Genomic DNA, 24,379 nt, shown 5'->3' with positions numbered 1-24,379 from the left:
GTAACAAATAATTGATTCAACGATAAGAAGAGATAAGTTACGATGAGAACAATATTTGCAGAATACAATCCACAACGCAACAGCATTGATGTGTATACCAGTGCTGGCTATATGCTCCGTATTGACTGTCAGGAAGCTGAGAAGGATTTATAACCCACACCCAGATCAGTCTGTTCATTAAACGCACTTGCCATTGATGAACCACTTGAATATGCAAAATTATATCTTGATGGAACGATGCAAATATGGGTGGATGCAGAGGACACTCTTTATTTATAATGTTAAATAATCCCCAAAAATTCTAAAATTTTTCGGGGATTATTTTTGACTTATATTTATTATTCAATTTAACTGATAATGATTCTCATATGAGATTTATCTTTAGAAATCATATCATCAATCACGCCAGTCTGCATCTGATTCCCATTTACATTCCGTAATCTGCATATTTGAAAATGTTGCCTTATATGAGCCTTCTGTCGGGCTACATGCATATATTCCATAAGTAATTTTTTCTGCACCTTCCCACATATGGAAAATACGCATTTGTCTGAAATTTATGCCATCCTCACTGCATTCAATACAGTAGTCACTGTCCCTTCGTGAAAAACGATACCACATACTTTTAATATCAGAGGATATGTCTGTTGTTGCCCAGTCAGAATATCCATGATTGGTTACAACGCTTCCCAATCGCTGTATTTTTTCATTCTCATATTCTATAGATGCCTTAAACCAATTATCACTATTTAAATACATAGCCACACCACACTGGTCAAAACGACAGGTACTCTCGAATTCTGTTTTAACAATAAAAGAAAAGTACTTGTCCGTTGTTTCAACTTGAAATACTGGAGCATTATCATTTTGAAAACCATAATAAGTGCGTGCCCATAAGTCGGTACCCCTTTCTGTAAGAATTACAACTTTATCCTCTCTAATTTGTACCTGCTTTGGTTGACGTATCCATTTAGGATTGTTTTTCAAAAATTCCATCTTTTTTCTCACTTTCTTTTTTATTTTAATAAGCAGCTATATTTAGTGCCTACTTTTCACTGTATTATAATTAGTAATTTTCTTTTGTCTTCTGCAAAGAATGACTCCTATAAGTAGCAACACTGGAAAAATAATTCCTGCCAAAATTCCCATCTTTAGGTTATCCCCAAAAGCTCCTGATACCATTCCAACCAATGTAGGACCTCCTGAACAACCTATATCTCCACCTAATGCCAGCAATGCAAACATGGCTGTTCCCCCTTGGGGCAAAGCTGCTGATGCCTTGCTGAAAGTTCCAGGCCACATGATTCCCACTGAAAGCCCACAGACAGCGCAGGCAATCAGATTTAATAGCGGAATCGAGAATAATGAAATCCCTAAATAGGATAAAATACATAAAAAACTACTATAAATCATAAAGTGTTCCAAATTGATACGGTCACCATACTTACCATAAAACAATCTTGATATTCCCATTAGAACCGCAAATGCCATCGGCCCTGCTAAGTCGCCGGCTGCCTTTGAAATTCCAAGACCTTTTTCTGCAAAAGCAGAGGCCCATTGACTTACTGCTTGCTCACTTGCTCCTGCACATATCATCATAATCAACAAAATCCAAAAAATTTTCATCCGTAACAATTCCTTTAATCCAAGTCCGGTATCTCCATCCTCAAGCAATGGTGCAATGGGAACCTTTGAAAAAACAAAAGCATTTCCAATTGGAATAACCGCCCAAATAATGGCTAATATTTTCCAGTTATCTATACCGACTACATAAAAGAACACGGTTGATATGAGTACAACTCCGGCGTGTCCCCAGCAATAAAAAGAATGCAACAGGCTCATTGCTTTTTCCTTATTGTCGGATGGACAAGCCTCAACAACTGGACTGACTAGGACTTCCAAAAGTCCACCACCTACCGCATAGATCATTACAGCAATCAAAATTCCAATAAAGGAAACTGGTAAAATCTCTGGTAAAACTGTAAGAAGGAATAATCCTGCCGCTGCTAGAACATGAGCTATAATCATTGATATCCGATATCCTATTTTATCAACAAATCTGACAGAAAGAAGATCAACCAGTAGTTGTATCCCAAAATTAAAAGTCACTAACAATGTAATTTTGGAAATTGGAATATGATAGCATTTCTGAAAAAACAAAAAAAGCAGTGGTGTAAAATTATTAACGATAGCTTGTACAATATAACCTACAAAACAGGCTGTAATTGTCTTATTATATTGGCTTTTCATTTTGTCCTCCTCTAATAAATGTGATTATATCGTAAACTTTATATCTAGTCATTGTATAAAATCATATATTTATGGTACAATATAACAAATTTTATTATTTATGAGGAAATATAGCATGGAGACTTTTAAGATAACTACAGATGAAACACTACGAGAAACCATCCAGCATGGCAACAATCGTTATCCATTTGCATACTATCCTGATAATATTTGGAAATTTGACTTCCATCGCATTGACTGGCATTGGCATCATGAATTAGAATTTCTTTATACTGCTGAAGGTACTGCGCTCTGCCTTATAGGTACAAGTAAAATAGAACTACATAAAGGTTGCGGCATATTTATCAATAGCGGTGTCCTGCATCGTTTTGAAGCACAAAGCAGTACATTTGCACCTAATATTGTTTTTTCGCCAACCCTATTAGCACCCGAAAACAGCCTCATTTACGAAAAATATATTCTTCCTGTGATAAGCTCGTCTGTTCCATATCAAGTTTTCAGTCCATCCAACACATTTGGAAAACAGGTGCTACAACTTTTGTCGCAAATTTGTACTATTCAGGAAACTAAACCGGATAATGAATTATGTACTATACAACTTTTATTTCAGCTTTGGAACATATTGCAAAAAAATATGGACTGGACTTCTGATTCTAACAGTATTCATCGATTAAATCACAAACAAGCAAGATTACAAGCTATGATGCAGTATATTCATGATCACTACATGGAAGAGATTACATTGGAGACGATTGCGGCATCGGCATCTATCAGCAAAAGTGGAGCTTTACACATTTTTCAAACTGGCATCCACTGTTCTCCGGTAGCATATCTAATTCAATACAGACTAGCACAGGCTGCTGAACAACTTTATATCACTCAAAAATCGGTTTCTTCCATTGCAGAAGAAACCGGATTTACAAGTTCCGGCTATTTCTGCCGGAAGTTTAGACAATATTATCATATGAGTCCAAATGAATACAGAAAGAAGAAAACAGAGGAAATTTCTTAATTTCTACTTTCTGTAATCATACAATATTTGGAGATGATGTTGTTTTTCGTTATATTATCTGTATCAATTATGCTGACAATATACTATTTATGCATCATATTTACAATATTCAAAAGATAAAAGAATTCTATATGCAAATGGATAGTTTTATATATTTTATCTATCTGTTTGCAATTTTAATAATAACTCCTTGTATCCCGCCAGCCTTTTATATACCACCTGATTGCAACATATACCAGTTGCACGAATAATAAGAGAAATAGCAGATTACCACAATGAATGTCTATACACACTCTACAAGAAAAGCCAAGCGGGAATCCGCAAAGTTACTTGATAAAGTGGCAGGCAATGACTAAATAAAACTTTCCCTTATTTCCCTTACGATTATCTCATAAGGGCAAAAATAAGGGAAAATACATATCATTTCACTAATGAATGGGCTGGAATGCCTGTAAAATTGGGAAAGTTAGCCAGATATTTCGGCAAACTTGAATTTTCAAATTAGTCTTTGCAAATAACCTTTGAACCTTCACCATCAATTACAATTCCCTGACGGTTGTTAATTGGGCATAGATTCAAATCCGAAAATTCAGTCATTATTTTCTCAGTAACTTTCTTAAATGGTGCTGTAAGATAATGCGGAAGAACATAGAAATCAATCAAATCAAGCCCTGCATCATCTTCTTGTGAGTAGTCCTCCGGCTTTTCATCCATTTGTTCAATATATTGGATAGTTGGAGCGCATATAATCGCACCCGCCGATTCACCGATCATCAGTTTTCCCTTTGCCAATTCTTTCTTCAATAACTCATCCGTTCCCGTTTTACGGAGCTGGTCCATAAGGAAGAAAGAATTTCCACCAGTAAAATATATCACATCCGCATCTTCAAAAACGGACTGTATCGTTAAATAAGCCTCCGTTGAAATATCAATTTCCGTTACGGCTGCTCCCAGTTTATTGAATAGCTTTCGAGCCGAGCCGACATAACCGGTATAGCCTTCACGCAGCGAAGCTGTGGGAATAAATGCGACTTTCTTGTTATCAATTTCTTCTTTTATCAAACTTCCTACACTTGAAAAGTGCGAACATAAAAACAGTTTCATCCATATCCTCCTTAATAAATTCCGATTGAGCTTTTCCTTATTGTTTCGAAATTTTTGGTGCCTAACACCATTAAACACATTTCACAAAACTCTTTTATTGTTGACTATATTTAACTGCTTTCACAACTGTCTCAACTCTTACTAAAAATCCAATAATAATAATAATTACAATTCCCAAAATTGTACCAACATTAATTTCAGATTGAAAACATATTACTTGATGTCGGAGTTGCATACACACGCATTATATCATATTTTTTTCCGCCTGTTGAATAAGTGCTATCCCTGATACCTTATTCTTTCAACCAGCGTTTCCTTTTTCAGATTACTGCTTAAAACGCAGGAAAGTACAATCTGCAACAGACCGACCAAAAAAATCATAATAAAAATTGGTACGATTGGAACATGATAGATATTCATTCCAAATATTCCATTATGTTTTGCATAGGAAAAAAGTGCATAGCCGAGCGGCAGACCAATGATAAGTGCTACACATATGGTGCCAACCGTAAAAATCAGTCCCTGTAACTGCAGACATAAATTTAATTGTTTATTTGTCATACCCACAGCCTGTAATATACCATATTCCTGCTTTTTTGTCGTAATATTCATGATCATGGTATTCGCCATATTCATAAACCCGATGAGTCCTACAATAGCCATAAACAGATAACAGCCAAGCTTCATCATGCTACTTGCAAATTCGGCAGATTGTAACTGCGCATGATAAGTATCCATTTTTATATGCGAAGTATTAGAAATCAAAGTATTCAGACTTTGTTCTACAGATGCCACATCTTTTTTATCACAGTCCACCCACAGATAGCCATAGGCTGTTCCTCTCGGATTCATGGAACGGTATACACCTTCCGGAATGACAAGATAAGTGTCCGCACTTACAAAAGATCCCGCAATCTTTCCCTGATAGGTATAGGTTCCACTTCCATTCTCAAAGTCAAATGCAATGGATTCACCCGGAGCATATCCATCTTGTTCCATCCACGTTGACCAGCCAAAGAAAATTTCACCATTCTTTACCGCCTGATCATAGTCCATAGAGCCAATATCCCCGTCCTGGCGCATAAAATCAAAATCCTTTTTACTCACAATAGCAGCCGGAAATCTTGTTCCATTCAGATTTACAGAGACAATCTCTCTCGTCATGACATCTGTCACTCCTGGAATGCTTTTGATTTCTTCAATCATTGAATCATTCAATGGATTATCCGTCAGAATCGTATCCAGATTATTCTCCGGATATCTTTCATCGTACTCAGCAGAATAGTCAAGCTGCAGTTCAAATTGTCCATGATTAACGGAAAGACGTGCTTCATGCTCCGTATCAATATTTCCTACATAATTAGAGATAATCACAAACAATGCGCAGGAAAGCCCCAGTGTGAGGATGGTACCAATGGTTCTTTTTGGATTACCCGTTATATTTGCCATTGCCATAGAAAACACGGTGACATTTTTTCTGCCATTTCGTTTTCCTTTTTTGTGTGTTTCTGCATTTTCTAAATACCGTGTTGCTTCGATAGGTGAAATCCGTGAAACAATTTTCATTGGTTTGCGCAGTGCCAAAGCAACGGTAAGAAATGATACGAAAATACATAGAAGTATAACAGGCAGGGAAAACAGTGGCACCTGCTGATTTTGGACTCCCATAGAGTCCGTCCCGGTTGATACAAGGTTTCCCTGTTCTACCAGCCAGTTAAAACCACATTTTGCAATCAGAAAACCAAGAAGCAACCCAACCGGTATGGAAGAAATTGTCAAAAACATACCCTCTCTGAAGATCAGTTGTTTCATCTGCTTTTTTGTCGCTCCCAGAGCCTTGATTTTTCCATACTCCTGTATCTTGTTGACAATACCGACCTGAAAAATATTATAAATGACCACAACAGAGAAAAGTACAATTGCAAGAATCAGAATTCCACATACCGCAATCGTTTCATAACTCGGCTGCAAGATCCATTGCAAATAGAGAGCATTGACTATAACGTTTTTTTCTTCGATTCCACAAGATGCTGCAATCTGCTTTATAACCGGTTCAATATTATTCATAGATACATTTGCAGAATCGTTTAACGTAAAATAGATATTATACTGTCTGTCATTCTCTGCGACGTGCTCATCATAAAACTCCTGTGACCCGAAAGCAACATAAGATGCCTCGATGGTATACTCATCCCGGTCATATAGGATTCCGCTGACAACAAATTCTTCCGGCTTATATTCTGACCGCATCCCTGCGCGGTAATCCAGTGTAACCGTATCTCCGACCTTTACATCATCATATCCCATTGCACGAAAAAATGCTCTTCCGGCGGCAATTTCCTGCATTTTTTCCGGATACTTTCCTTCCTTTAACTCATATTCCTTATTATAGGGAAGCATTTTTCTTGCAGTCTCATCCATGCAGACAAACCCGCCATTTTCATTGCCTTTAATTATGCCTTCTGTACACATAATTCCTATTGCATCTATTTCTGCACGGCGGCTTACTTCCTTTAACTGCGAGGCATCTGCTGCGACAAACAGACCATAATTGTTTCCATATGAGCCTGCCGCCTGACTTTTCTGCAAACGTATCATTCCATTTCCCACAGTACTGATAATCACAAGCAGCATCGTGGTCAGACATATGGACATCATAATCAGTATACTTCTTGTCTTGTTCTTTTTGTCATTGCTATATGCAATCCTGCTTATTGTCTTCATCTAAAATCCACCACCTGTCCATCCTCAATCACCAGAATACGGTCAGCGACCTGTGCAATTTCGTCATCATGGGTAATCATTACAATTGTCTGTCCATATTTTTTTGCTGTCATCTTAAGCAGGGCGATTACCTCATCACTGGTCTTAGAATCAAGATTTCCTGTCGGCTCATCTGCAAATATAATTTCCGGACGATTCACCAGTGCTCTTGCAATTGCTACTCTCTGCTGCTGTCCTCCGGATAACTGATTTGGCAGATTAGAAATCCGGTTTTCAATCCCCAGAGTTGCAATGATATCATTTACATACGCTTCATCCACTTTTCTTCCATCCAGCCCCAGTGGCAGTACAATATTTTCCCAGACATTAACAGATGAAACCAGATTAAATGCCTGAAAAACAAATCCGATTTTTCTTCTGCGGAAAACAGCAAGGGCATCTTCCTTCATCCTATATAAATCTTTCCCGGCTAAAGTAACACTGCCTTTTGTCGGGGTGTCTAGCCCTCCAAGCATATGAAGTAATGTACTTTTACCGGAACCTGACTTTCCAACAATTGCGACAAATTCTCCCTGCTCGATCTGAATGTCCACCTGATTGACCGCTTTGACCTGATTCTCACCCGCGCCATAAAACTTACAAAGCTGCTTGGTTTCTAATATCACACTCATGTGTTGCCTCCTTTTCATTCTGTAAAGCGTACCTTTTCAGCACGCTTTCTTTGCCTGTTTATAGTCATTTTTCATCCTACATCCAAATTGTATCAGGACAATCTTTCATTTCACTTTCAAAAAACGAGCAGAAGTCTTACAGAATTGTAAGATTTCTGCCCACTTAAAATTTAACCAACATATGGTAATTGAATCACAAACGTGCTTCCTTTTTTCTTTTTGCCGGAGGTTACCATGATTGTACCTGCGTGTTTTTCGATAATTTCTCTCGATAGAAAAAGTCCGATTCCTGTACCACTCTTTTCCATGACCTCCTTGGAACTTCCTCTGTAAAATCGTTGAAAAATTTTGTGATACTCATTCTGCGGAATACCAATTCCCTGATCCTCAATTTCCATTCTTACAAGATCGTTTCTTTTTTGTAACCGGATAAATATTTTTGAACCATCCGGGCTGTACTTGATTGCATTATCCAGAACGTTGATCACAGCTTCACCAAGCCATCTTTTATCCTGCATAACCATGCATGTTTCCAGCTCTTTTGCATAGTCAAAAACGAATTCCATTTCTTTCTCATCCGCTTTTGGATAAGTACAGTTCACAGCAGATATGACAGTATCCATAAGCGGAAGTTTTTTCTTATTAATCTGAATCAGTCCAGTTTCCATCTTGGATATTTCAAGAAGCGACTGCAATAATGTCTCCAGTCCATCCAGAGCACTCCGACAACGGATACGAAACTCCTCCTGTTCTGTGGCACTTAAGTCATTCTGCATCAGCACACTAAAACATGTATCCAAAGCTGCAACCGGTGTCTTTAACTGGTGAGAGATATCAGAAACCATTTCTTTCGTGCTCTCTTTTTCTTCCCGTGCTTCTTCCTTTAGCAACTGAATATGATGTCCGATTGCTTCAAGCTGGTCATTCAATTTTTCCAGTTCTGCATGATTTTCCGTTTTCAGTAAATCATCAAATTTATTTTCACGGAATCTGATCAGAATTTCTTCCAACTGGTCTAAAATTTTCTGATGACACGCATCTTCTTTTTTCTTCCAATAAAGTAAAAAAATCAAAAAAAGCACGCATATCACAGTACTTACAGCACCGGTCACCATAACCTGATGCCGGAATTGCGAATAAAATGCATTCCCTTTATTCCCCCAGTATCCATATTGCTCCAATAATCGCCTTCCCTGTTCGTTCGTTTCAATATCCTTATCCTTAAGCAATTCCGAAACAGCATCCAGCCCGGAAAATTCTTCCTTTGCAGCAATCTCTGTCATAAGATTCATTTTATATTTATAATCTTCATAAAACACATATGTGGTAAAGCAATTTAATATTGCAAACAATACTATGACAGGCAAAACCAAGGAGAGCGCTACTGTGATCTTCTTGCGATATCTCTTTGTCACTGCCTTACCTCCTGATTCCATATATACCCAAGACCTCTGATATTCTTTATATAGACCGGTGCAGCCGGATTGTCTTCGATTTTCTCACGGAGTCTTCTGATATTGACAGCGATTGTATTTTCATCCACAAAATCCCCTTCCAGATCAAACACATTTTCCAATATTTGTGTTTTTGAAAGAATCTGTTTCGGATTCTGAAGAAAAAATGTCAGCATTTTCAACTCCGTTTTTGTCAGACTGATTTCACGACTCTTTATCAGGACTTTCATTTCTCCTGCGATAAATACGATATCTCCCGAAATCATCTTTCCTGCTTCCGTTTTCTCCTGTCTGCGGCGGAAATGTGCTTCTATTTTCAAAAGAAGTACCGAAAGACTAAAGGGCTTTGTAATATAATCATCTGCCCCTGCTTCATATCCCATAACCTGATCCATCTCCTGATCTAGCGCTGTAAGGCAAATAATGTATGTATTATAATTGCATCTCATCCACCTTACAAATTCCAGTCCATTCCCATCTGGAAGATTCACATCACAAATGGTAACATCCACATTATGATCACTTGCAATTCTTTTCGCTTTTTTCACTGATTCTGCTGAAAAAACCTCATATCCGGATTTTTTCAGTGAGAATGTAATTCCACGATTTAAATTTTCATCATCTTCAACCACGAGTATATCTGGCATAGCATATGCACCTCTCTTTATTAACTATTTTTTCCAAGTATGATAGTATAGTTCTCTTCCCGACGCTGCAATCATTTGAGCGACCAGATTCTCATAAAGATATCCCAGATTTGCAGGTAATTTATCAGAAAGCAATTTTTTTCTTTCTCGTTGGATTCTTTTTTCCATGCAAAAATAATTGTTGTATCATCCCTATAAACTTGAACTTGCAAGTGCCTATAATTTACAAATCATAATATATTCCTCATCATTTTCATCAACAATTTCAAATCCTATCTTCCTATACATACGGACAGCATAATTCGTCTTTTGAACTGATAATGATGCTTGTTTATATTCTTCTATCCTGACTATCAGACCACTGTTCTTTTGTAAGATAAGTAAAGTGCTCCGTTCTAACATCTCCCATAAGTGCACAGGGTTTATTTTCTTCCGTATGATGATATTTGAATCCACATTTTTCCTGACAGCGTTTTGATTTTTCATTTCCGTCATAATATCCGCACCACATAGCACTACACCCCAAATCTAAAAAAGCATGCTTCTGTAAAGCTCGAACCGCTTCGGGAATCAAGCCCTGCCCCCAGTATGGAACACCTATCCAATATCCAATTTCTATTTCATCATCAGCTGCTTTTGTGTGCGACTGCGCTGGCGGAGTCAATCCGATACTTCCAATTGCAACATTATCTTCTCTTAAACACACTGCATATGTTTCATCTGCTGCCAAAACACTTTTGATGATTTCTCTGCTATTCTCTACACTTGTATGTACTGGCCATCCTGCTATAGGCCCCACCTCTGGATTTTTTGCATATTTATATAAACTCTCTGCATCATCCTCTTTCCAGGGACGAAGTATTAATCTCTCAGTTTCTAATGTCATAACCTACTCCTTTACCAACTGCTTTACAATACTGTTTTATTTCTCAGACAGCATCCTCTCCAGCTTTTTCTTTCCGGTCTCATAGTCTGTAAACACTATTCCCTCCATGCCAAGCTTTCTGCCACCCTCGATATTCTCCAGTCTGTCATCTATGAACACACATTCTTCCGGATTCAGATTATATTTATCAAACAGACACTGATAGATACCGGCATCAGGCTTTATCATCCCAACCATAGCTGAAATGACTTTGCCGTCAACAAGTGACACAAAACTAAGTTCACTGTGTGTATGAAGCTCGAAATATTCCTTTGGATAATTCGATAACAAATACACTTTATAGCCTCTGCTCTTTAACTCCTTAATCCAGTCTGCTGCATAGTCGAATGCCTTTACAACAAAAGCCTTTCCCTCTTTGAAAAATCTCCTGATATCCGCCTCATACTGTGGAGCCACCTTAACCATCTCATTAATTATCTCGTTCTCAGGAATTACACCACGGTCCAGCTCAACCCAGACAGGGTTTTCATATGTTGCATGGGCTAAAGCTGCTATTTTATTTTCTTCAATGCCAATCTCACGCATTGCCTCGTCCGGCTGGAACCTGACAAGCACGTTTCCTATATCAAATATTATGTTTTTAATCATTTATTTTTTCTCCTACAACCCTGCACCTCTTCCTGCAAAAAGCAATACCATATGCTAAAATATCACACCTGCCCTCATCGCGCAGAGCCTCATCATACCTCTTCTCCTTAATCTGCGCCATAGCAGCCTCACACGCTGCATCAAGGCTTATCATCTCTTTTGCATATTTCACTTCAATAACGATACCTGCATCCGGGTCCTCCGGCTTGATTAAAATATCACTGAAACCGTCTCCCGACTCACGATTTGACTTAATAAGCCAGCCCGGATTGCTTCCGCGAAGCAGACCGAGGAGCAGACCGTGATAGAAGTTCTCCTTCATATCATCAGAAGCCTTGGTATCAAGTATACTTATTATGCGGCTCATCACGATGTTAAGCTGTCTTGCAATCTGCTTCTCATCTTTATCAAGGATGGCTCTGGATAAAAGCTTCATGGTATCATCATCTTTTGCGACAACAGCCTTGAACCACTCCTGAATCTGGAGAACAAACACTTCACGCACCTCTTTATTTGGAATCACCAGCTTGTAGGCATAGCTCTCGCTGTCAGGCAGCCTGACCTCACCAGCCTTAGTCAGGTAGCCTGTTGTAAAAAGTACGCTCCACAGATTGTCTATAGTATTGTCAATCTCATCATAGGTCAAGTCAAGGCGGAGCTGTTTTTCAACAAAACCACCAGCCACGAGCTTTTCTATCTCATCTCTCGTAGTCTGGTCCGCCTTGTCCACAAAGCGCTTCACCATGTCATTGCCACTGCTGTTAATCCAGAATGCACTCGGCCTGGCTGATGGATCCAAAACCAGCTTCTTGGCAAAATTGATTACATCCCACGGACAATAAATGTCGGTATTACCGAAATGATAGCCATCATACCACTCCTTTACATCAGGGTATCGCTCAGACCTGTCATAATCTAAAAGCAGCTTCCTGACCTCATCATCAGTAAAACCAAACTGTTCATCATGCGCGATATCTACAATGGAATTGATTTCAAAATTGTTGAGACCTGTAAAAATACTCTCCTTGGATACACGTAGACAGCCTGTAAGTACGGCAAACTGCAGAAACTCATTAGTCTTGAGTGCCTGTCCAAAAAGCCCTCTGATGAGTGAAACCATCTCTTTATAGTAGCCATTCTGGAATGCCTTATCCAGAGGTACATCATATTCATCAATTAATATTACTGTCTTTTGTCCAAAATGCTTATATAATAATTGAGATAAAATCTGCAGACTCGATACAAGCACTTTTTCATCCATTACATTCGTTCCATCCTTCAATGCAATAATCGCCTTGTAGCGCTTTTTTTCATTTTCTGACAAATATTCACTATCTTCTAAAAAGCCGAATCTTTCTGCCTCTATTCCAATGAGCTCAGTAATACGATATCTAGCATCCTCATATTTCAATCCCTCCACGCTCTTTAATGACAGAAATATAACAGGATATTTTCCCATATGTTCTTCGCAAAGTGCCTTATTTTGCGCAATATATAAGCCATCAAACAATGACTCATCCGCACCGGTTTCAAAAAAGGCTTTAAGCATACGCATGTTCAGAGTTTTACCGAAACGACGTGGCCTCGTAAAAAGAGTGACCTCTCCACCGGTTTCAACCAATTGCTCTATGAGCTTTGTCTTGTCAATATAATAAAATCTGTTCCTTCTGATTTTTTCAAAACTATCAATTCCTACCGGCAGTTTTAAAGTGCATGCCATATGAACCTCCACAAAACGTATCAATCCGCTATACTTAGCTATAGTATAGCGGATTGATGGGCAAATTACAATTATTATTACCGTTGCAGCTTTTCCGTATTAATACCAAACTTGCTTGAAATCGTCGGAGAGACAGGGATTGACAATAAATCTTCCTGATTGCCAGCAAGGGAGGAATATATAATCTGTTTTCGTCCTTTCCGTTTTATTCCAGATAGGCGGTTGTGTTGATAAATTATTATATCTCCTAAAATTATCCTTTAAAACGGGAAACACAGGCTGTGCCCACCGTTATTTTTCTTGCAATCTTTACCAAATAGGGTATAATAATCTGAATAGTTGCATCTTTTATTAAGGGGGTTTTACAATGTTAAGCATTTTTATGAAAAAACTGACCGTCAACGAGGCCAAAAATAAAGTAACCACATCCGATAACGCAGTCCTCATTGACTGCCGTCCCAAAGAAGATTATGCGCACGGACATGTAGCCGGTGCCATCAATTTTCCAATCGAAAAAATCACGGAAGAACGTGTCTGCCGCCGGCTTCCGGACAAAACAACCGGACTGTATATTATCGGAAGTTATTACCACAAACCAAACGTTGCCATGAAGAAATTTAAAAAACTCGGCTACAAAAATCTTCACTTCAGCGGATTTATGGAAGAACATCACGGCATGCTGACACGTTAAGATAAACAGGAGACATAAAATGATAAAAACAAATGGATTTCGTGTTCTGGCGATGGTAATGACAACGCTATGGATGGTTACAATAATCCCGGTTACCGTTGTGCAGGCAGCAGACTTTCGTGGACAGGGATTTGATTTATCAAGCTATAATGGAACCGTAACCTGGGAACAGGTTGCAGAAGCAGACATGGATTTTGTAATGATCCGTACCGGAGAGGGCCGGGCACCGGATGTTGATACCCAATTTGCGGCAAATTATGATGGTGCTGTTTCTGCCGGGCTGAAAGTCGGTGTGTATCATGTGTGCTGCGTGCGGACTCCGAAAGAAGCCGTGGAAGAAGCAGAGTATTGTCTGGAGATTCTTGATGGAAGGGATCTGGATTATCCGGTTGCCTATGACATGGAGCGCAAGGGCACCTTTGCAGGTGGCAGGGAAAATACGACTGCGATTGCAAAGGCCTTTTGTGACACGATCGCCAATGCCGGTTACGTGCCGATGATTTATTCTTCCGCTTCCTTCCTGAACGAAAACTTTGACTGGAAAAAGTTGAAAAACTGTAAAGTCTGGGTTGCATCTTACAGTGATACCAGACCAAAGCTGCCGGTATCTGCAGACTTATGGCAGTATACAAAGAAAGGTTCACTGGAAGGTGCCAACACCGACAAAGGATATTGTGATCTGGTCTATTCCTATATGGAAGCAACAAGTATTAAGTTCACGAAACCCACACTTACCATGAAAAAAAATACGACCGCGCAGGCAACGGTCAAAATAAAACCGAATGGCTGCACGGATCGCAAATCTTTTACGTCTTCCAACCCAAAGGTTGTTGCGGTCAATAAAAAGACCGGTAAGCTGACCGCCAAAAAAGCAGGTAAGGCCACGATTACGGTAACAACCGGAAGTGGCAGGAAAGCGAAAATGAAAGTTGTTGTGAAGTAAATATGCCTGATTGCCCCATGTATCAAATGTGCGGATCATCCGGATCTTCTTCCCCGGATTCTATCGGCAGTGTTTCGTTCCCCGCAGTCTCTTTTGGCAGTGCTTCGTCCACTACAGCCTCTTCCGGCAGTGTCTCATCCCCTGCAGCCGTATCCGGCAACGTCTCGTCGGATACCTCTTCATCCACAATATCCTCTCTCTTTTGAAACCGCTCCAGAAACTGTTGTTTCCACGTTTCCCATTTCTGCAGTCTCTTCCCCTGTTTTTCTAAGCGCACTTCCTGTTTCTGTTGGATTTTCAACAGTTTTTCGGACTCTTTTTTCTGCAGACGATCCTGTCGCAGTTCCTCTTTTATCTGCTGCTTCTGATTCTTTTTCACCTGTTTCTTTGCAGACCGCTCGATACTGCGAATCATGCTTTTGGCATCTCCCACCCTGCGGCGTGCACTGCGGTACGGATCGTATAAAAAGTAAGAAGCCGTTGTCAGTGCAAGCAGGAAAAGTCCGACAGCCAGACAATAGGGCAGTGCACGTTCGTAATAAGAATAGTGCAGTTCACAACCAATAAACAGGATCAGCATCCCCGGAAAAATCAACGCAGAAAACACATCACAGACAAACTGCCAGAACTTCGGGCACTGTTTTTTATGTACCAGAATGGCTGCCTGTACTCCGGTAAAAAACATAAGTACAAGGCATGTCTGGGAAGCGATGCCATGCAGATACCCGGCAAACACACACAACGCCAGCGAAAAGAAAACCATTGCCAGTGCATAGCCCCTGCGGTACGCATAGCCGTATTCCCGCATGCCCTCCCGTTTGTCTGCGCTCAGGTCATGCATTTCATACACGCGGTCGTCCACACGCGCTTTCATATCTTCCCGGTATCTCCGCCCCTCTTTTGCATGCGCCATATTCTGATCCATGTCTTCATCGAGTTCCTGCAGCATCTGCTGCTCCCGCAGGATCTGCTGCAAAAGCTGATCTTCCTGCGCCCGGCGTTTTTCCAGTTCCTCCCGGATCCATGCCGCTTTCTGTATCTGAAGACTGTTTTTCGTCAGCGATTCCTCTTCTATCTGCTGTTCTCTTTCGATCTGATCACTCATGGTATTGTCCACCTTTCTTTTTCCATCATAAATGGAATACATTTATTTGTAAAGTTTTGTTCCAGTATTTCATATATTACAGAACTTTTCTTCTCTTAATGTTATAAATATTCCATGTATTACAGAACTTTTCTTTCATATTTTGTTTTAGTTTCCCTGTTTTTTGATATGCTAATGCATTAGAAAGATACTTTATAAAATACAAATTAGCAGGGAACTCTATGCATATAAATCTAAATGCCATGGGCACACGCATGAAAAGACGCAGAAAAGAATTAAAAATGAGTCAGGCAGAACTGGCAGAAAAAGTAAATGTTTCCAACAATCATATTTCTTCGATTGAAACCGGAAAACAGATTCCAAGCCTGACAACATTTGTAAAAATCTGTGAGCAGCTGGATACCACTCCTGATTTTCTTTTACTTGGAAGCCTACACACGGACAATCTCCCGAAAAATATTTATGATTCTCTTGCCTTGTGCAACAAAAAAGACCTTCCATTGATTCAGGATATTGTAGAAAATTTTGTTTCCAAGCGGGAGTAATAATTAAGGACTTTGCATGATGCAAAGCCCTCTTGCCACAGAGTCTTATTATCTGGCATAATCTGCTCCTGTCAGATAATAATGCTCCCAATCATATTTTCCATCCTCCGCCAGATCTTTTGCCGTCTCTGCAATATGATCTGCCCAAAGGCTCTCCGATAAATAATATTTATAATTTTCATATCCTCCGCCAACCGGATCATCCCAGGTACAATCAATATAATACCACTTTCCATCGACCTTAACCTGATTCCATGCATGCCCACCCCCATCTGCCGTACCGGACACAAACCTGCATTCAAGCCCGGCAGATATTGCCATCATATAAAAAGCAAACGCATAACTCTGGCAGACACCTTCTTTATGTAACAATACTCCACCAGCTCCATATGCCCAGTTTTCCGCGGTACTATAATCTCCATTATTGACATAATTGGCATGATAGATTAAATAATCATGAATGGCTTTTACTTTCTCTTCCTCGCCCATTCCGTCCTTCACTACCTGATCAACTGCTGCAAAGGCCGCATCAAATACAGCTTTTCCATCCTCTGTATATCCTCTTGCGTCTTTTTTTATCAGCGTATCTTTGACCGAATAACTGACACCAATTTTTTTGCTATATATCTCTTTTCCGGCAATAACAGTAAATGTATGATCTCCCGGAGTATAAACAATCTGATCCGGCAATGCACTGCCATCCATCTGAATTTCGATGCCTTTATTTTTTAACTGTTTATAATGGAATGATTTCCCCAAAAATTCCCATTGCAGAGAATCTGCATCATAGTTTACCCCAGCCTGAGAATTCTCTATTAATCCATCAAAAATCACATCTTTATCACAGATGTACATGGTAATATTTCTGGTAAACTGCCCATACGAATAATAAAGCGATCCACTTGCCTGATAACCATTATATTTCTTGAAATTACAATTTCCCCTGTGGTCAATTTCCTTAAAGGCACTATCAACATACAGCTTTACCTGACTTGTGTCATACTTATCGGATACTAACTTTAACTGAACCATCTGTCCGCCAAGAATCAGTTCCTGATTAAGTCTTACATCACTTTTCTTTTCCGGAACAACCGTGATCGTATAGCTTTTCTTTTTCGTACCGCTTTTTACCGTGATGGTTGTAACGCCCAGACGAAGGGCTTTTAATTTTCCCTTTGCATCTATGGAAGCCACCTTTGGATTCGTACTTGAATATTTACAATTTTTATATCCTGACGGTGCTTTCACCGCAACCGTCTTCCTGCATACAACCTTTGCTGACTTCGTAATATTTTGCACAGTGGCCGCATATGTCGTTTCCACTGTTGGTTTCACTGCGCTCATTGAAGTACATATAATTGTCAATGTAAGTACAAATGCCATGCACCGTTTCGTCCACCTGTTCATCTTTAAACTCCTCCATCTTTTCCTTTATCTGTTTTTTAATATTATTCTTGGGCTGATTTGATCGTCAGCCCAAGAAGTTCGTTAATGGAATCCGCCCCCTTTTATATCCATAAGGAGCATCACCACCACAATATTCTCCTGATTCCATTTTAATTTTCATTGCACTAGAACTCTTTGTAGACGCATCTTTCGCATACATATCATTTGCAAGGTTTGAAATCATAATTCCCAACATCTGGTTATCACATTCAGAACTAATACTATCATAATTAGTGTCTGCTGATTTTGAACCAGAAACGGTTTAATCAGCAGACACTATTTAGATATACATATTAATGGACACTAAGTTCATATCCCTTTTAGAAAAGACTTTTCAGTTACAAAGAATCTCAAATATCAATTTATTAGCTTTCGATCAATATACATTTAGAAATTTTCTGAATTATGTACAATATCATATTCTTTGCCCCATTCAACTGGTAAATACTCTATTTCCATTACTGGATCCCGCCCCTTTATCTGATCACTCCATAAATATACTTGAAGTTCAAGACTTGTAGCATAACCATAATCTGTAGAAAATTTAATAGATTGAAAAGAATTATCCTTACATTTCTTGATAAGAAGTTCTGCAAATTTTTCTTTATCTTCAATAGTATCTCTATTTGCAACAACAGTTAATGTTTCATCATGATTCATTTTCCTACTACTAATGACATCAGGTTCTCCCTCTATATGATTCTGTCTGCAGCCAGAAACTAAAAACACTACAAATACCAAGCATAAAATGCTATAATTTATTCTTCTCATGTTAAGTACCCTCTAACTCTTTTCTTAAAATATCTCCTTTTGATTTTTAAATGGTAAAAAAGGCGAAAATAATAGATTTTCCTACTATCTCCGCCTGTTTTTTCCCAATTTAAACATAACTATCCCCATATATTGAGAAATGATAACCATCATAATGGTTAACGCTATCAATGACACTGTATTGTATCTTTCTAAATAAGTGCATACAGCAGATACTACAATTATACCTGTCAAAACCTTCTTTGTAACACCTTTACAGTGCTTTCTTTCATATTGGTCTAATTCTCGATTAACATTTTCAACCGGTGCCACTTTCAATATTAAAATTGTTCCAATTAAAATAATTAGCCATGCTATAGTACATTTTAATGCATAATACTCATTGATAAGCAATATCATAGTCTGTACTGCAATAGAGCAAAAAAAACAACCAAGATAGCTTTTCAAATGTATACCACCAGCATAAGTACGTAATAACATGAAAACAACAGTGGATACAAAGAATTGTGGAATCATATGCATATATAAGGCTATAAATAAACTAACCAAAAAGCACCCTAGCATTTCAAGCCCTATTTGAAACCCATATTGATATATTGCATATGATTCCTCGGAAATTGCACCAGACTTAACAATATGATCTGTTATTTTTTCCGACAAAAACCTCATATTTATTTTCTCTTTAATCTTTTAAGTCCATCCGGTATTTTGGGCTGGTGAAAAATGTAGACACAGGCACTATCTGCAGAAAGTTGTCCAAGTTTTAGAGATGCTTTTGCTAATAATTTAGTGGGCTGAATTGTTCCATTTTTAGTCTTCATGTTTTATAAACTCCTTTCATTGTTTTATTAATACTTTATCATAAAATAGGCACCAATTTATTTTCATGTCATAATATCGAGTGTTCATGTAACTTTTTCTAATAAATATTATTTCATTTACATAGCGTACATTACTAGACAGATCACAAATAACTATAATAAATAAGCTGAGTATCATATTATGTTTTTTTAAATTTATTCAGATACCAATACCATAATGCCATCTCTTCTATTCTTTTCTTATATTTTGTCTTGTCTTCTATTGTGGTTATATAATCATACACACCAGATTTTAATACAGAATAGATTTCTTGTGGTGTTCCATCTATTATTGTTAAAATGGGAATGGACATTCCCATTTTACTCCTTACTTCTACAATTGGTAAAAATATACCTTCTAAAATTCTTACTCTATCAAAATGCATGATAACAATATTCGCAAATGGATAATGCACCTTTTGTAAATCACTATATTTCCACCAAGTTAATTCAAACCATCCTTTTGAAATTAATTTAGTCTTTTCAAACACACTTTTGCTATCACTAAATAATAATATTTCCACTCCACGCCCCCACTTTCTACCCTCTAGTCAGATTTAATCTACAATACCAAATTTCTTAAATATTATACTGATTAATACCGGACATTTATGTATTCCTTCCCACTGTTATGTTCCATACAGAACTACTCGAACCACAAAGCAATTAGGCATCGAATCATCAATGGCCATCGTCCCCTGATATTTTTCTACTGTTCTCCGAACAGAAGGAAGTCCTATGCCATGATTAACCGCATCTGACTTGGTCGTCCTCAGCACCTCTCCTTTACCTCTTATCAACTCACCTCTATAATTATTCTTTACCACTATTAGTAGATTCTTTTTATCATACTTAAGCTTAAACTGTATATACTTTTTTTGTTTTGCTTTATCAGCTGCTTCTACCGCATTTTCCAGTAGATTCCCCAGAATCAAGCTGATATCTGCCCCACGAAATGGCATATCCATCGGAACGTCTATCTCTATCTGAAACTCTATTCCTCTATCTTCAGCTGCTTTTTCCCAATAGCCAACAAGCGAATCTATTACTATGTTTCCGGTATTCACTGTATCGGATATATTCAATTTTCCTTCATCCATCACATCTCTTACAAATCGAATAATTTTCCCACACTCTCCTTTTTCTGCATATGCTAAAATAGACAGAAAATGATTCTTCATACTATGGCGTACATCTCTCATCTGTAATATTGAAAGTTCTGTTTCTTTTTGATGTCTTTCGCATAGATCCAATTGCTGTTCATATACCATATTAATATGTCTGACCTGTAAATCATCAGCCAACTTAATATATATGTAAAAAATCAGTATATTAATAGATAATATTATTACCGTAGAAATAAGGGAATGTACCTCCGCATATTTCCATTCTGTCCTGTAGGTTAAAATAAATACTGCGTTCATAATATACATACTGCCTATTGGAATAAGAATTAGCAGAATATTATGCTTAGGCGGAAGTTCTCTAACCTTTTCATTGGTAAATACCTTTTTCAAAGCAATAATCATGAAGAAAAAGAAAATCTTTGAGATGAGAGAACCAAGAGCTTGCATTTCACCAATATTTATATTATAGATCATGAACAGATCTCCAACTAATATTTCGGTCAGCATCCAGATGGCTACAAATGTAATTGCAAAAAAGCATTTCATCCAAATCCTTCCCTCGTATATGTTTGCTACTGCAAATATCGTTACCCCCATTGCGACACACAGATTCCAAGCTGATGGTAATATCCAAAAAATGTCCCAAATATCGAATTGCCACGCTAGAATTGCTGCCACTCCAATCAGAGCACGGATCTTTCCTTCCTTTCTTTGAAAAAATATACCAAAATAAAGGAAAAAAAGATAAACCGAAAATATTGCAAGTAATATTTCTAGGACTTCCATTATCCATCTATCTACCAACATAGAAAGTATCCTCCATTGTACAGTATTGTTCGCTAATACGTTTTCTCCTGTCCTCACTAATGGAGATTCTTTTTCCATTATCCATTACTACAAAATCATATCCCAAACCCTCTACATATTTATAGTTTACTAAATAAGACTGATGGACTCTCAAAAAAGCAGCTTTACTAATTTTAAGGCTCTGCTCTATCTCGTTCAACTTCCCATATAATTCAAAATCACCTTTTTGGGTAACTATCGATATTTTTCTTCTATTACTCTCAAAGTAGAGAATGTCCCGAATTGGAATCTTATGATTCATCCGTTGGTAGCTATACCGAAAATAACTATCATTACCACTAACCTCTTCATATGCCTCCAGGAAACATTTTTCCAATTTACTCTCTCCTACTGGTTTTACTAAAAAGCGGAATGGTCTTACAGCAAAAGATTCTTGCATATAACTTTCATGACTAGTAACATAAATAATCAGAATATTCTTATCCCATTCCCTGATTCTTCGTGCCACTGTTATTCCATCTTCTTTTCCCATTTCTATATCCAAAAAAATAATATCAAAGCAAGCACCCCTTTCTACCGATTCCGCCAATTTTTTTCCATCCCAGAAGACTTCTGTTTCTGACTGGATAAAATGTTTTCTTGCTATTTCTTGCAACATAGTTTCTAACTCGCCTGTTGTAGTAATATTATCATCACAGATTGCTATGTTTATCATTTTTCTTCTCTCTTCCTCTTCTCATCGTTTTTTTTAATAGCTTCCATCATCGTCCAGACCAATTCTTGATCGTATTCATCTAGCTTTTTATAGACTTCAATTAAATCATAGTATTCATCTATGGTTTCGTTCATTTTGATTTGCCCAGTCAAATCTCTTTTCACATCTGACAGTCCTAATAGATAATCTGTTGTCACATTGAAATATTTTGCCAATTCTTTTAGAACATCAACTTTAATAGTGGAAGTATCCCTCTCATATTTACTTAACATCTGTTGTGTTATTCCTAATTCAGCTGCTAAAATTGCCTGTATGAGTCCTCTCTTTTCTCGAAGCTTTTTAATACGGCTCTCCATAACTTCTACTCCTTAAATACATGATAATATCATGCTACCCGTTTTCTTTAAATGTGATACAAATAATAAGAGTATTGGTTTACTGTTATTTATTGTAATTTAATAAAGGCGCTGTAAAAAAAAACAGCTATAAGTTAGGGCATCTGTTCACGAGAGTGGGCAGATGTCTGTCTTTATCTTCAAAACTACGGAAAACTGTGAATTTTAGAGTACTTGAATAGACTCATCGTAAAATGAGCATTTTCCTCATATTTAACTTCTTTTGATCAGGCAGCTAGTGTCTGACGATTTATCTTATTATGATATTTGTACAGGTTAAAACCACACGAAATTAATGTAAATTCCAAAATAACGGCTTTTTCGCCCCATCTAAATAGCCTTTTATAAGTTCTGTCCCACTTGATTACTCCAAACGTTCCTTCGGCCTGAATACTTCGATTCATCCTAAGAAGTGCACCGTGTACAGATTCAAGATTGTCTATTACTTCATGGTGAATTGCTGTTAATTCTCTATTCAATCTGGCAGTGCAATTTCCTGATGTTCTCTTGCAACATTCACCTTTGTAAGGACAATTGGTGCAATCTTCACATTCATAGATTTCTTCTGTCCTACCATATTTATTTCCACGGACATGCTTATCATATTTGTACAAAAATCGTTTTCCATTTGGACATATGAGATTCCCTTTTTCATCGTGTTTAAAGTTATCCACTCTAAAAGGATTATTGTGATATTTACTATCCTTGGTTTCTTTGTCAAATATGGTAAACTTCATATATTTTTCCATGCCATGTCCTTCGCAGTAAAGATAGTTATTATATGAACCATAACCGGCATCTGCTACTGGGTATTTAGGATAGTGTCCATACGTAGCATTATATTTTTACATAAGAGGTACAAAGCACTCTATATCAGATGCATATGGTTTTGCATCTATTATCGCTATATATTCATCACATACAGCCGCCTGAAGATTATAAGCTGGTAGCAGTTGATCATTCCCCATGTAATCAGATTTGACTCTCATAAAGGTTGCATCATGGTCTGTTTTGGAATAACTATTTCTAGATTCACCACAGATTTCGATATGACGAGCATAATTCTTAAGTCTTTCGCAGTAACCAGACAAGGTTTCGTACTGTTTCTGATAGAGGCTTTTCCTGCGGCCTGTTCCATACACAAAACTCGATTTGTCAAGGCCTGTTATAGACTCATATTTATCCAACACAGTTTTAAGATATTCAATTGCATATTCTTCTCTTGTATCGAATTTTAAGCCGAATAGATTTAATACTTCAACATTCATCGAATCTATTAATTCAGAAATTCTAACAAACATCTTATCTCTGTTTTTAATACAAGATTTCTTCCAAACCCAGGTGTATTTATTAGCATTAGCCTCAATCTTTGTACCATCAATGTATGTATGATCCAGATCAACATGATCTTTTTCAAAGATGTATGCGTTGACATCGGCAAATATTTGTTCAATTGTATCAGTTAATTCATTACGAATAAAGTTACCGAACGGGGCAAAGGATGGAGCTTTCATTTCATCAAGAAGATTCATATATCGGATGTCCGTTCTACAGAGTTTTTCAATCTCTCGGAGAGAACGGAATCCGTGCTCCATAAAAGCGAAGAGTATTACTTTGAGTAACTTTTCTGCATCACATCTTGGACGACCTGTTTTGTAGCCTTTCTCTTCCACAAAATATCCTGATAGGTCAATGTGATCCATAACTTCACAAAAAGTATATACCGGATCAGAAATATCAATTAATTTTTCGATTTCTAATGGTAATTTCAGCTGACGAGCTGTATAATTGCCATTAGGTTTATTAATTAGTAGCATAATTAATTATACCAAAAAATCGCTTAAACCTCACGGTCTAA

At 37.8% G+C, this 24,379-nt stretch carries 24 protein-coding genes and 3 pseudogenes; 5 read left to right on the top strand and 22 right to left on the bottom strand.

Annotation, left to right across the window (positions count from 1 at the left end; all coding sequences use genetic code 11):
* Window positions 1–42: 42 nt before the first annotated feature.
* Window positions 43–279: pseudogene (locus DXD06_RS05425) on the top strand (DUF6061 family protein).
* A gap of 117 nt (window positions 280–396) precedes the next feature.
* Here DXD06_RS05425 and DXD06_RS05420 read toward each other — a convergent pair.
* Both DXD06_RS05420 and DXD06_RS05415 read right to left on the bottom strand, forming a co-directional pair.
* Entirely contained in the window at window positions 397–996 is a 600-nt protein-coding gene (locus DXD06_RS05420; RefSeq protein ID WP_117830944.1) for a DUF1349 domain-containing protein, read from the bottom strand.
* A gap of 42 nt (window positions 997–1,038) precedes the next feature.
* Window positions 1,039–2,250: an MFS transporter gene (locus DXD06_RS05415; protein WP_117830943.1), complete on the bottom strand. Its 1,212-nt coding sequence runs from the start codon at window positions 2,248–2,250 to the stop codon at window positions 1,039–1,041.
* Between the two features lie 115 nt (window positions 2,251–2,365).
* Here DXD06_RS05415 and DXD06_RS05410 point away from each other — a divergent pair, with 115 nt between their 5' ends.
* The gene (locus DXD06_RS05410; RefSeq protein WP_015559398.1) at window positions 2,366–3,262 is read left to right on the top strand and encodes an AraC family transcriptional regulator; all 897 of its coding nucleotides are present in this window, start codon (window positions 2,366–2,368) and stop codon (window positions 3,260–3,262) included.
* Window positions 3,263–3,438: 176 nt separating this feature from the next.
* Here DXD06_RS05410 and DXD06_RS17440 read toward each other — a convergent pair whose 3' ends face one another.
* The 10 genes and pseudogenes from DXD06_RS17440 to DXD06_RS05360 form a co-directional block, all read right to left on the bottom strand.
* Complete coding sequence (locus DXD06_RS17440; protein ID WP_237998137.1) at window positions 3,439–3,507, bottom strand: hypothetical protein; 69 nt, start codon at window positions 3,505–3,507, stop codon at window positions 3,439–3,441.
* Window positions 3,508–3,763: 256 nt separating this feature from the next.
* Window positions 3,764–4,366, bottom strand: a complete 603-nt coding sequence (locus DXD06_RS05405) for a Type 1 glutamine amidotransferase-like domain-containing protein (RefSeq protein WP_055039195.1) — start codon at window positions 4,364–4,366, stop codon at window positions 3,764–3,766.
* 279 nt (window positions 4,367–4,645) lie between these two features.
* Window positions 4,646–7,090, bottom strand: a complete 2,445-nt coding sequence (locus DXD06_RS05400) for an ABC transporter permease (protein WP_117830942.1) — start codon at window positions 7,088–7,090, stop codon at window positions 4,646–4,648.
* Complete coding sequence (locus tag DXD06_RS05395) at window positions 7,087–7,761, bottom strand: ABC transporter ATP-binding protein (RefSeq protein ID WP_117830941.1); 675 nt, start codon at window positions 7,759–7,761, stop codon at window positions 7,087–7,089. The genes DXD06_RS05400 and DXD06_RS05395 overlap by 4 nt, the downstream gene beginning before the upstream one ends.
* Window positions 7,762–7,931: 170 nt before the next feature.
* Window positions 7,932–9,197 carry a sensor histidine kinase gene (locus tag DXD06_RS05390; protein WP_117830940.1) on the bottom strand — a complete coding sequence of 422 codons (1,266 nt, stop codon included), beginning with the start codon at window positions 9,195–9,197 and terminating at the stop codon, window positions 7,932–7,934.
* The gene (locus tag DXD06_RS05385) at window positions 9,173–9,862 is read right to left on the bottom strand and encodes a response regulator transcription factor (protein WP_117830939.1); all 690 of its coding nucleotides are present in this window, start codon (window positions 9,860–9,862) and stop codon (window positions 9,173–9,175) included. Before DXD06_RS05385 ends, DXD06_RS05390 begins: the two co-directional genes overlap by 25 nt.
* 216 nt (window positions 9,863–10,078) lie before the next feature.
* Window positions 10,079–10,201: pseudogene (locus tag DXD06_RS17940) on the bottom strand (GNAT family N-acetyltransferase); the annotation flags it as partial.
* Window positions 10,194–10,748: a GNAT family N-acetyltransferase gene (locus DXD06_RS05370; RefSeq protein WP_117830938.1), complete on the bottom strand. Its 555-nt coding sequence runs from the start codon at window positions 10,746–10,748 to the stop codon at window positions 10,194–10,196. The gene DXD06_RS05370 and the pseudogene DXD06_RS17940, both read right to left, overlap by 8 nt.
* 36 nt (window positions 10,749–10,784) lie before the next feature.
* Window positions 10,785–11,396: an HAD family hydrolase gene (locus tag DXD06_RS05365; protein WP_117830937.1), complete on the bottom strand. Its 612-nt coding sequence runs from the start codon at window positions 11,394–11,396 to the stop codon at window positions 10,785–10,787.
* Window positions 11,389–13,116: an AAA family ATPase gene (locus tag DXD06_RS05360; RefSeq protein WP_117830936.1), complete on the bottom strand. Its 1,728-nt coding sequence runs from the start codon at window positions 13,114–13,116 to the stop codon at window positions 11,389–11,391. The genes DXD06_RS05365 and DXD06_RS05360 overlap by 8 nt, the downstream gene beginning before the upstream one ends.
* A 367-nt stretch (window positions 13,117–13,483) precedes the next feature.
* Here DXD06_RS05360 and DXD06_RS05355 point away from each other — a divergent pair, with 367 nt between their 5' ends.
* Together DXD06_RS05355 and DXD06_RS05350 are read left to right on the top strand one after the other, a co-directional pair.
* The gene (locus DXD06_RS05355; RefSeq protein ID WP_022045799.1) at window positions 13,484–13,807 is read left to right on the top strand and encodes a rhodanese-like domain-containing protein; all 324 of its coding nucleotides are present in this window, start codon (window positions 13,484–13,486) and stop codon (window positions 13,805–13,807) included.
* Between the two features lie 19 nt (window positions 13,808–13,826).
* The gene (locus tag DXD06_RS05350; RefSeq protein WP_117830935.1) at window positions 13,827–14,750 is read left to right on the top strand and encodes a GH25 family lysozyme; all 924 of its coding nucleotides are present in this window, start codon (window positions 13,827–13,829) and stop codon (window positions 14,748–14,750) included.
* A 22-nt stretch (window positions 14,751–14,772) separates the two neighbouring features.
* Here DXD06_RS05350 and DXD06_RS05345 read toward each other — a convergent pair whose 3' ends face one another.
* A complete protein-coding gene (locus tag DXD06_RS05345) occupies window positions 14,773–15,855 on the bottom strand; it encodes a hypothetical protein (RefSeq protein WP_147343609.1) in 1,083 nt (360 codons plus the stop codon).
* Window positions 15,856–16,076: 221 nt separating this feature from the next.
* Here DXD06_RS05345 and DXD06_RS05340 point away from each other — a divergent pair, with 221 nt between their 5' ends.
* A complete protein-coding gene (locus DXD06_RS05340) occupies window positions 16,077–16,400 on the top strand; it encodes a helix-turn-helix domain-containing protein (protein WP_022045802.1) in 324 nt (107 codons plus the stop codon).
* Window positions 16,401–16,448: 48 nt separating this feature from the next.
* On the opposite strand, the gene DXD06_RS05335 is transcribed toward DXD06_RS05340, so the two are convergent.
* The 9 genes and pseudogenes from DXD06_RS05335 to DXD06_RS18090 form a co-directional block, all read right to left on the bottom strand.
* Window positions 16,449–17,807 carry a transglutaminase domain-containing protein gene (locus DXD06_RS05335; RefSeq protein ID WP_117830933.1) on the bottom strand — a complete coding sequence of 453 codons (1,359 nt, stop codon included), beginning with the start codon at window positions 17,805–17,807 and terminating at the stop codon, window positions 16,449–16,451.
* Window positions 17,808–18,233: 426 nt separating this feature from the next.
* Complete coding sequence (locus tag DXD06_RS05330; RefSeq protein WP_243000868.1) at window positions 18,234–18,617, bottom strand: hypothetical protein; 384 nt, start codon at window positions 18,615–18,617, stop codon at window positions 18,234–18,236.
* A gap of 84 nt (window positions 18,618–18,701) precedes the next feature.
* Window positions 18,702–19,286, bottom strand: a complete 585-nt coding sequence (locus tag DXD06_RS05325) for an accessory gene regulator B family protein (protein ID WP_117830932.1) — start codon at window positions 19,284–19,286, stop codon at window positions 18,702–18,704.
* A gap of 2 nt (window positions 19,287–19,288) precedes the next feature.
* Window positions 19,289–19,438: a cyclic lactone autoinducer peptide gene (locus tag DXD06_RS05320; protein WP_117830931.1), complete on the bottom strand. Its 150-nt coding sequence runs from the start codon at window positions 19,436–19,438 to the stop codon at window positions 19,289–19,291.
* A gap of 179 nt (window positions 19,439–19,617) precedes the next feature.
* Window positions 19,618–20,001, bottom strand: coding sequence for a hypothetical protein (locus tag DXD06_RS05315; RefSeq protein ID WP_117830930.1), 384 nt, complete (start codon window positions 19,999–20,001; stop codon window positions 19,618–19,620).
* 105 nt (window positions 20,002–20,106) lie between these two features.
* Complete coding sequence (locus DXD06_RS05310) at window positions 20,107–21,411, bottom strand: sensor histidine kinase (protein ID WP_117830929.1); 1,305 nt, start codon at window positions 21,409–21,411, stop codon at window positions 20,107–20,109.
* Entirely contained in the window at window positions 21,398–22,126 is a 729-nt protein-coding gene (locus DXD06_RS05305) for a LytR/AlgR family response regulator transcription factor (RefSeq protein WP_117830928.1), read from the bottom strand. Before DXD06_RS05305 ends, DXD06_RS05310 begins: the two co-directional genes overlap by 14 nt.
* Window positions 22,123–22,482 (bottom strand): helix-turn-helix domain-containing protein, encoded by a 360-nt coding sequence (locus DXD06_RS05300; RefSeq protein ID WP_117830927.1) that lies wholly within the window; start codon window positions 22,480–22,482, stop codon window positions 22,123–22,125. Before DXD06_RS05300 ends, DXD06_RS05305 begins: the two co-directional genes overlap by 4 nt.
* A 266-nt stretch (window positions 22,483–22,748) precedes the next feature.
* Window positions 22,749–24,338: pseudogene (locus DXD06_RS18090) on the bottom strand (transposase).
* Window positions 24,339–24,379: the final 41 nt, after the last annotated feature.

It is taken from the genome of Roseburia sp. TF10-5, from assembly GCF_003462365.1.
Lineage (GTDB): Bacteria > Bacillota > Clostridia > Lachnospirales > Lachnospiraceae > Roseburia > Roseburia faecis.
This window is presented reverse-complemented; position numbering and strand designations above follow the sequence as displayed.

Bases quoted from the DNA above. Each gene is read 5' to 3' on its own strand.
- DXD06_RS05395 (WP_117830941.1), bottom strand. From the start codon at position 7,761: ATGAGTGTGATATTAGAAACCAAGCAGCTTTGTAAGTTTTATGGCGCG.
- DXD06_RS05400 (WP_117830942.1), bottom strand. From the start codon at position 7,090: ATGAAGACAATAAGCAGGATTGCATATAGCAATGACAAAAAGAACAAG.
- DXD06_RS05300 (WP_117830927.1), bottom strand. From the start codon at position 22,482: ATGGAGAGCCGTATTAAAAAGCTTCGAGAAAAGAGAGGACTCATACAG.
- DXD06_RS05415 (WP_117830943.1), bottom strand. From the start codon at position 2,250: ATGAAAAGCCAATATAATAAGACAATTACAGCCTGTTTTGTAGGTTAT.
- DXD06_RS05420 (WP_117830944.1), bottom strand. From the start codon at position 996: ATGGAATTTTTGAAAAACAATCCTAAATGGATACGTCAACCAAAGCAG.
- DXD06_RS05305 (WP_117830928.1), bottom strand. From the start codon at position 22,126: ATGATAAACATAGCAATCTGTGATGATAATATTACTACAACAGGCGAG.
- DXD06_RS05365 (WP_117830937.1), bottom strand. From the start codon at position 11,396: ATGATTAAAAACATAATATTTGATATAGGAAACGTGCTTGTCAGGTTC.
- DXD06_RS05390 (WP_117830940.1), bottom strand. From the start codon at position 9,197: ATGGAATCAGGAGGTAAGGCAGTGACAAAGAGATATCGCAAGAAGATC.
- DXD06_RS05410 (WP_015559398.1), top strand. From the start codon at position 2,366: ATGGAGACTTTTAAGATAACTACAGATGAAACACTACGAGAAACCATC.
- DXD06_RS05325 (WP_117830932.1), bottom strand. From the start codon at position 19,286: ATGAGGTTTTTGTCGGAAAAAATAACAGATCATATTGTTAAGTCTGGT.
- DXD06_RS05340 (WP_022045802.1), top strand. From the start codon at position 16,077: ATGCATATAAATCTAAATGCCATGGGCACACGCATGAAAAGACGCAGA.
- DXD06_RS05360 (WP_117830936.1), bottom strand. From the start codon at position 13,116: ATGGCATGCACTTTAAAACTGCCGGTAGGAATTGATAGTTTTGAAAAA.
- DXD06_RS05405 (WP_055039195.1), bottom strand. From the start codon at position 4,366: ATGAAACTGTTTTTATGTTCGCACTTTTCAAGTGTAGGAAGTTTGATA.
- DXD06_RS05345 (WP_147343609.1), bottom strand. From the start codon at position 15,855: ATGAGTGATCAGATCGAAAGAGAACAGCAGATAGAAGAGGAATCGCTG.
- DXD06_RS05370 (WP_117830938.1), bottom strand. From the start codon at position 10,748: ATGACATTAGAAACTGAGAGATTAATACTTCGTCCCTGGAAAGAGGAT.
- DXD06_RS05330 (WP_243000868.1), bottom strand. From the start codon at position 18,617: ATGAGAAGAATAAATTATAGCATTTTATGCTTGGTATTTGTAGTGTTT.
- DXD06_RS05350 (WP_117830935.1), top strand. From the start codon at position 13,827: ATGATAAAAACAAATGGATTTCGTGTTCTGGCGATGGTAATGACAACG.
- DXD06_RS05320 (WP_117830931.1), bottom strand. From the start codon at position 19,438: ATGAAGACTAAAAATGGAACAATTCAGCCCACTAAATTATTAGCAAAA.
- DXD06_RS05310 (WP_117830929.1), bottom strand. From the start codon at position 21,411: ATGTTGGTAGATAGATGGATAATGGAAGTCCTAGAAATATTACTTGCA.
- DXD06_RS05355 (WP_022045799.1), top strand. From the start codon at position 13,484: ATGTTAAGCATTTTTATGAAAAAACTGACCGTCAACGAGGCCAAAAAT.
- DXD06_RS05385 (WP_117830939.1), bottom strand. From the start codon at position 9,862: ATGCCAGATATACTCGTGGTTGAAGATGATGAAAATTTAAATCGTGGA.
- DXD06_RS05335 (WP_117830933.1), bottom strand. From the start codon at position 17,807: ATGAACAGGTGGACGAAACGGTGCATGGCATTTGTACTTACATTGACA.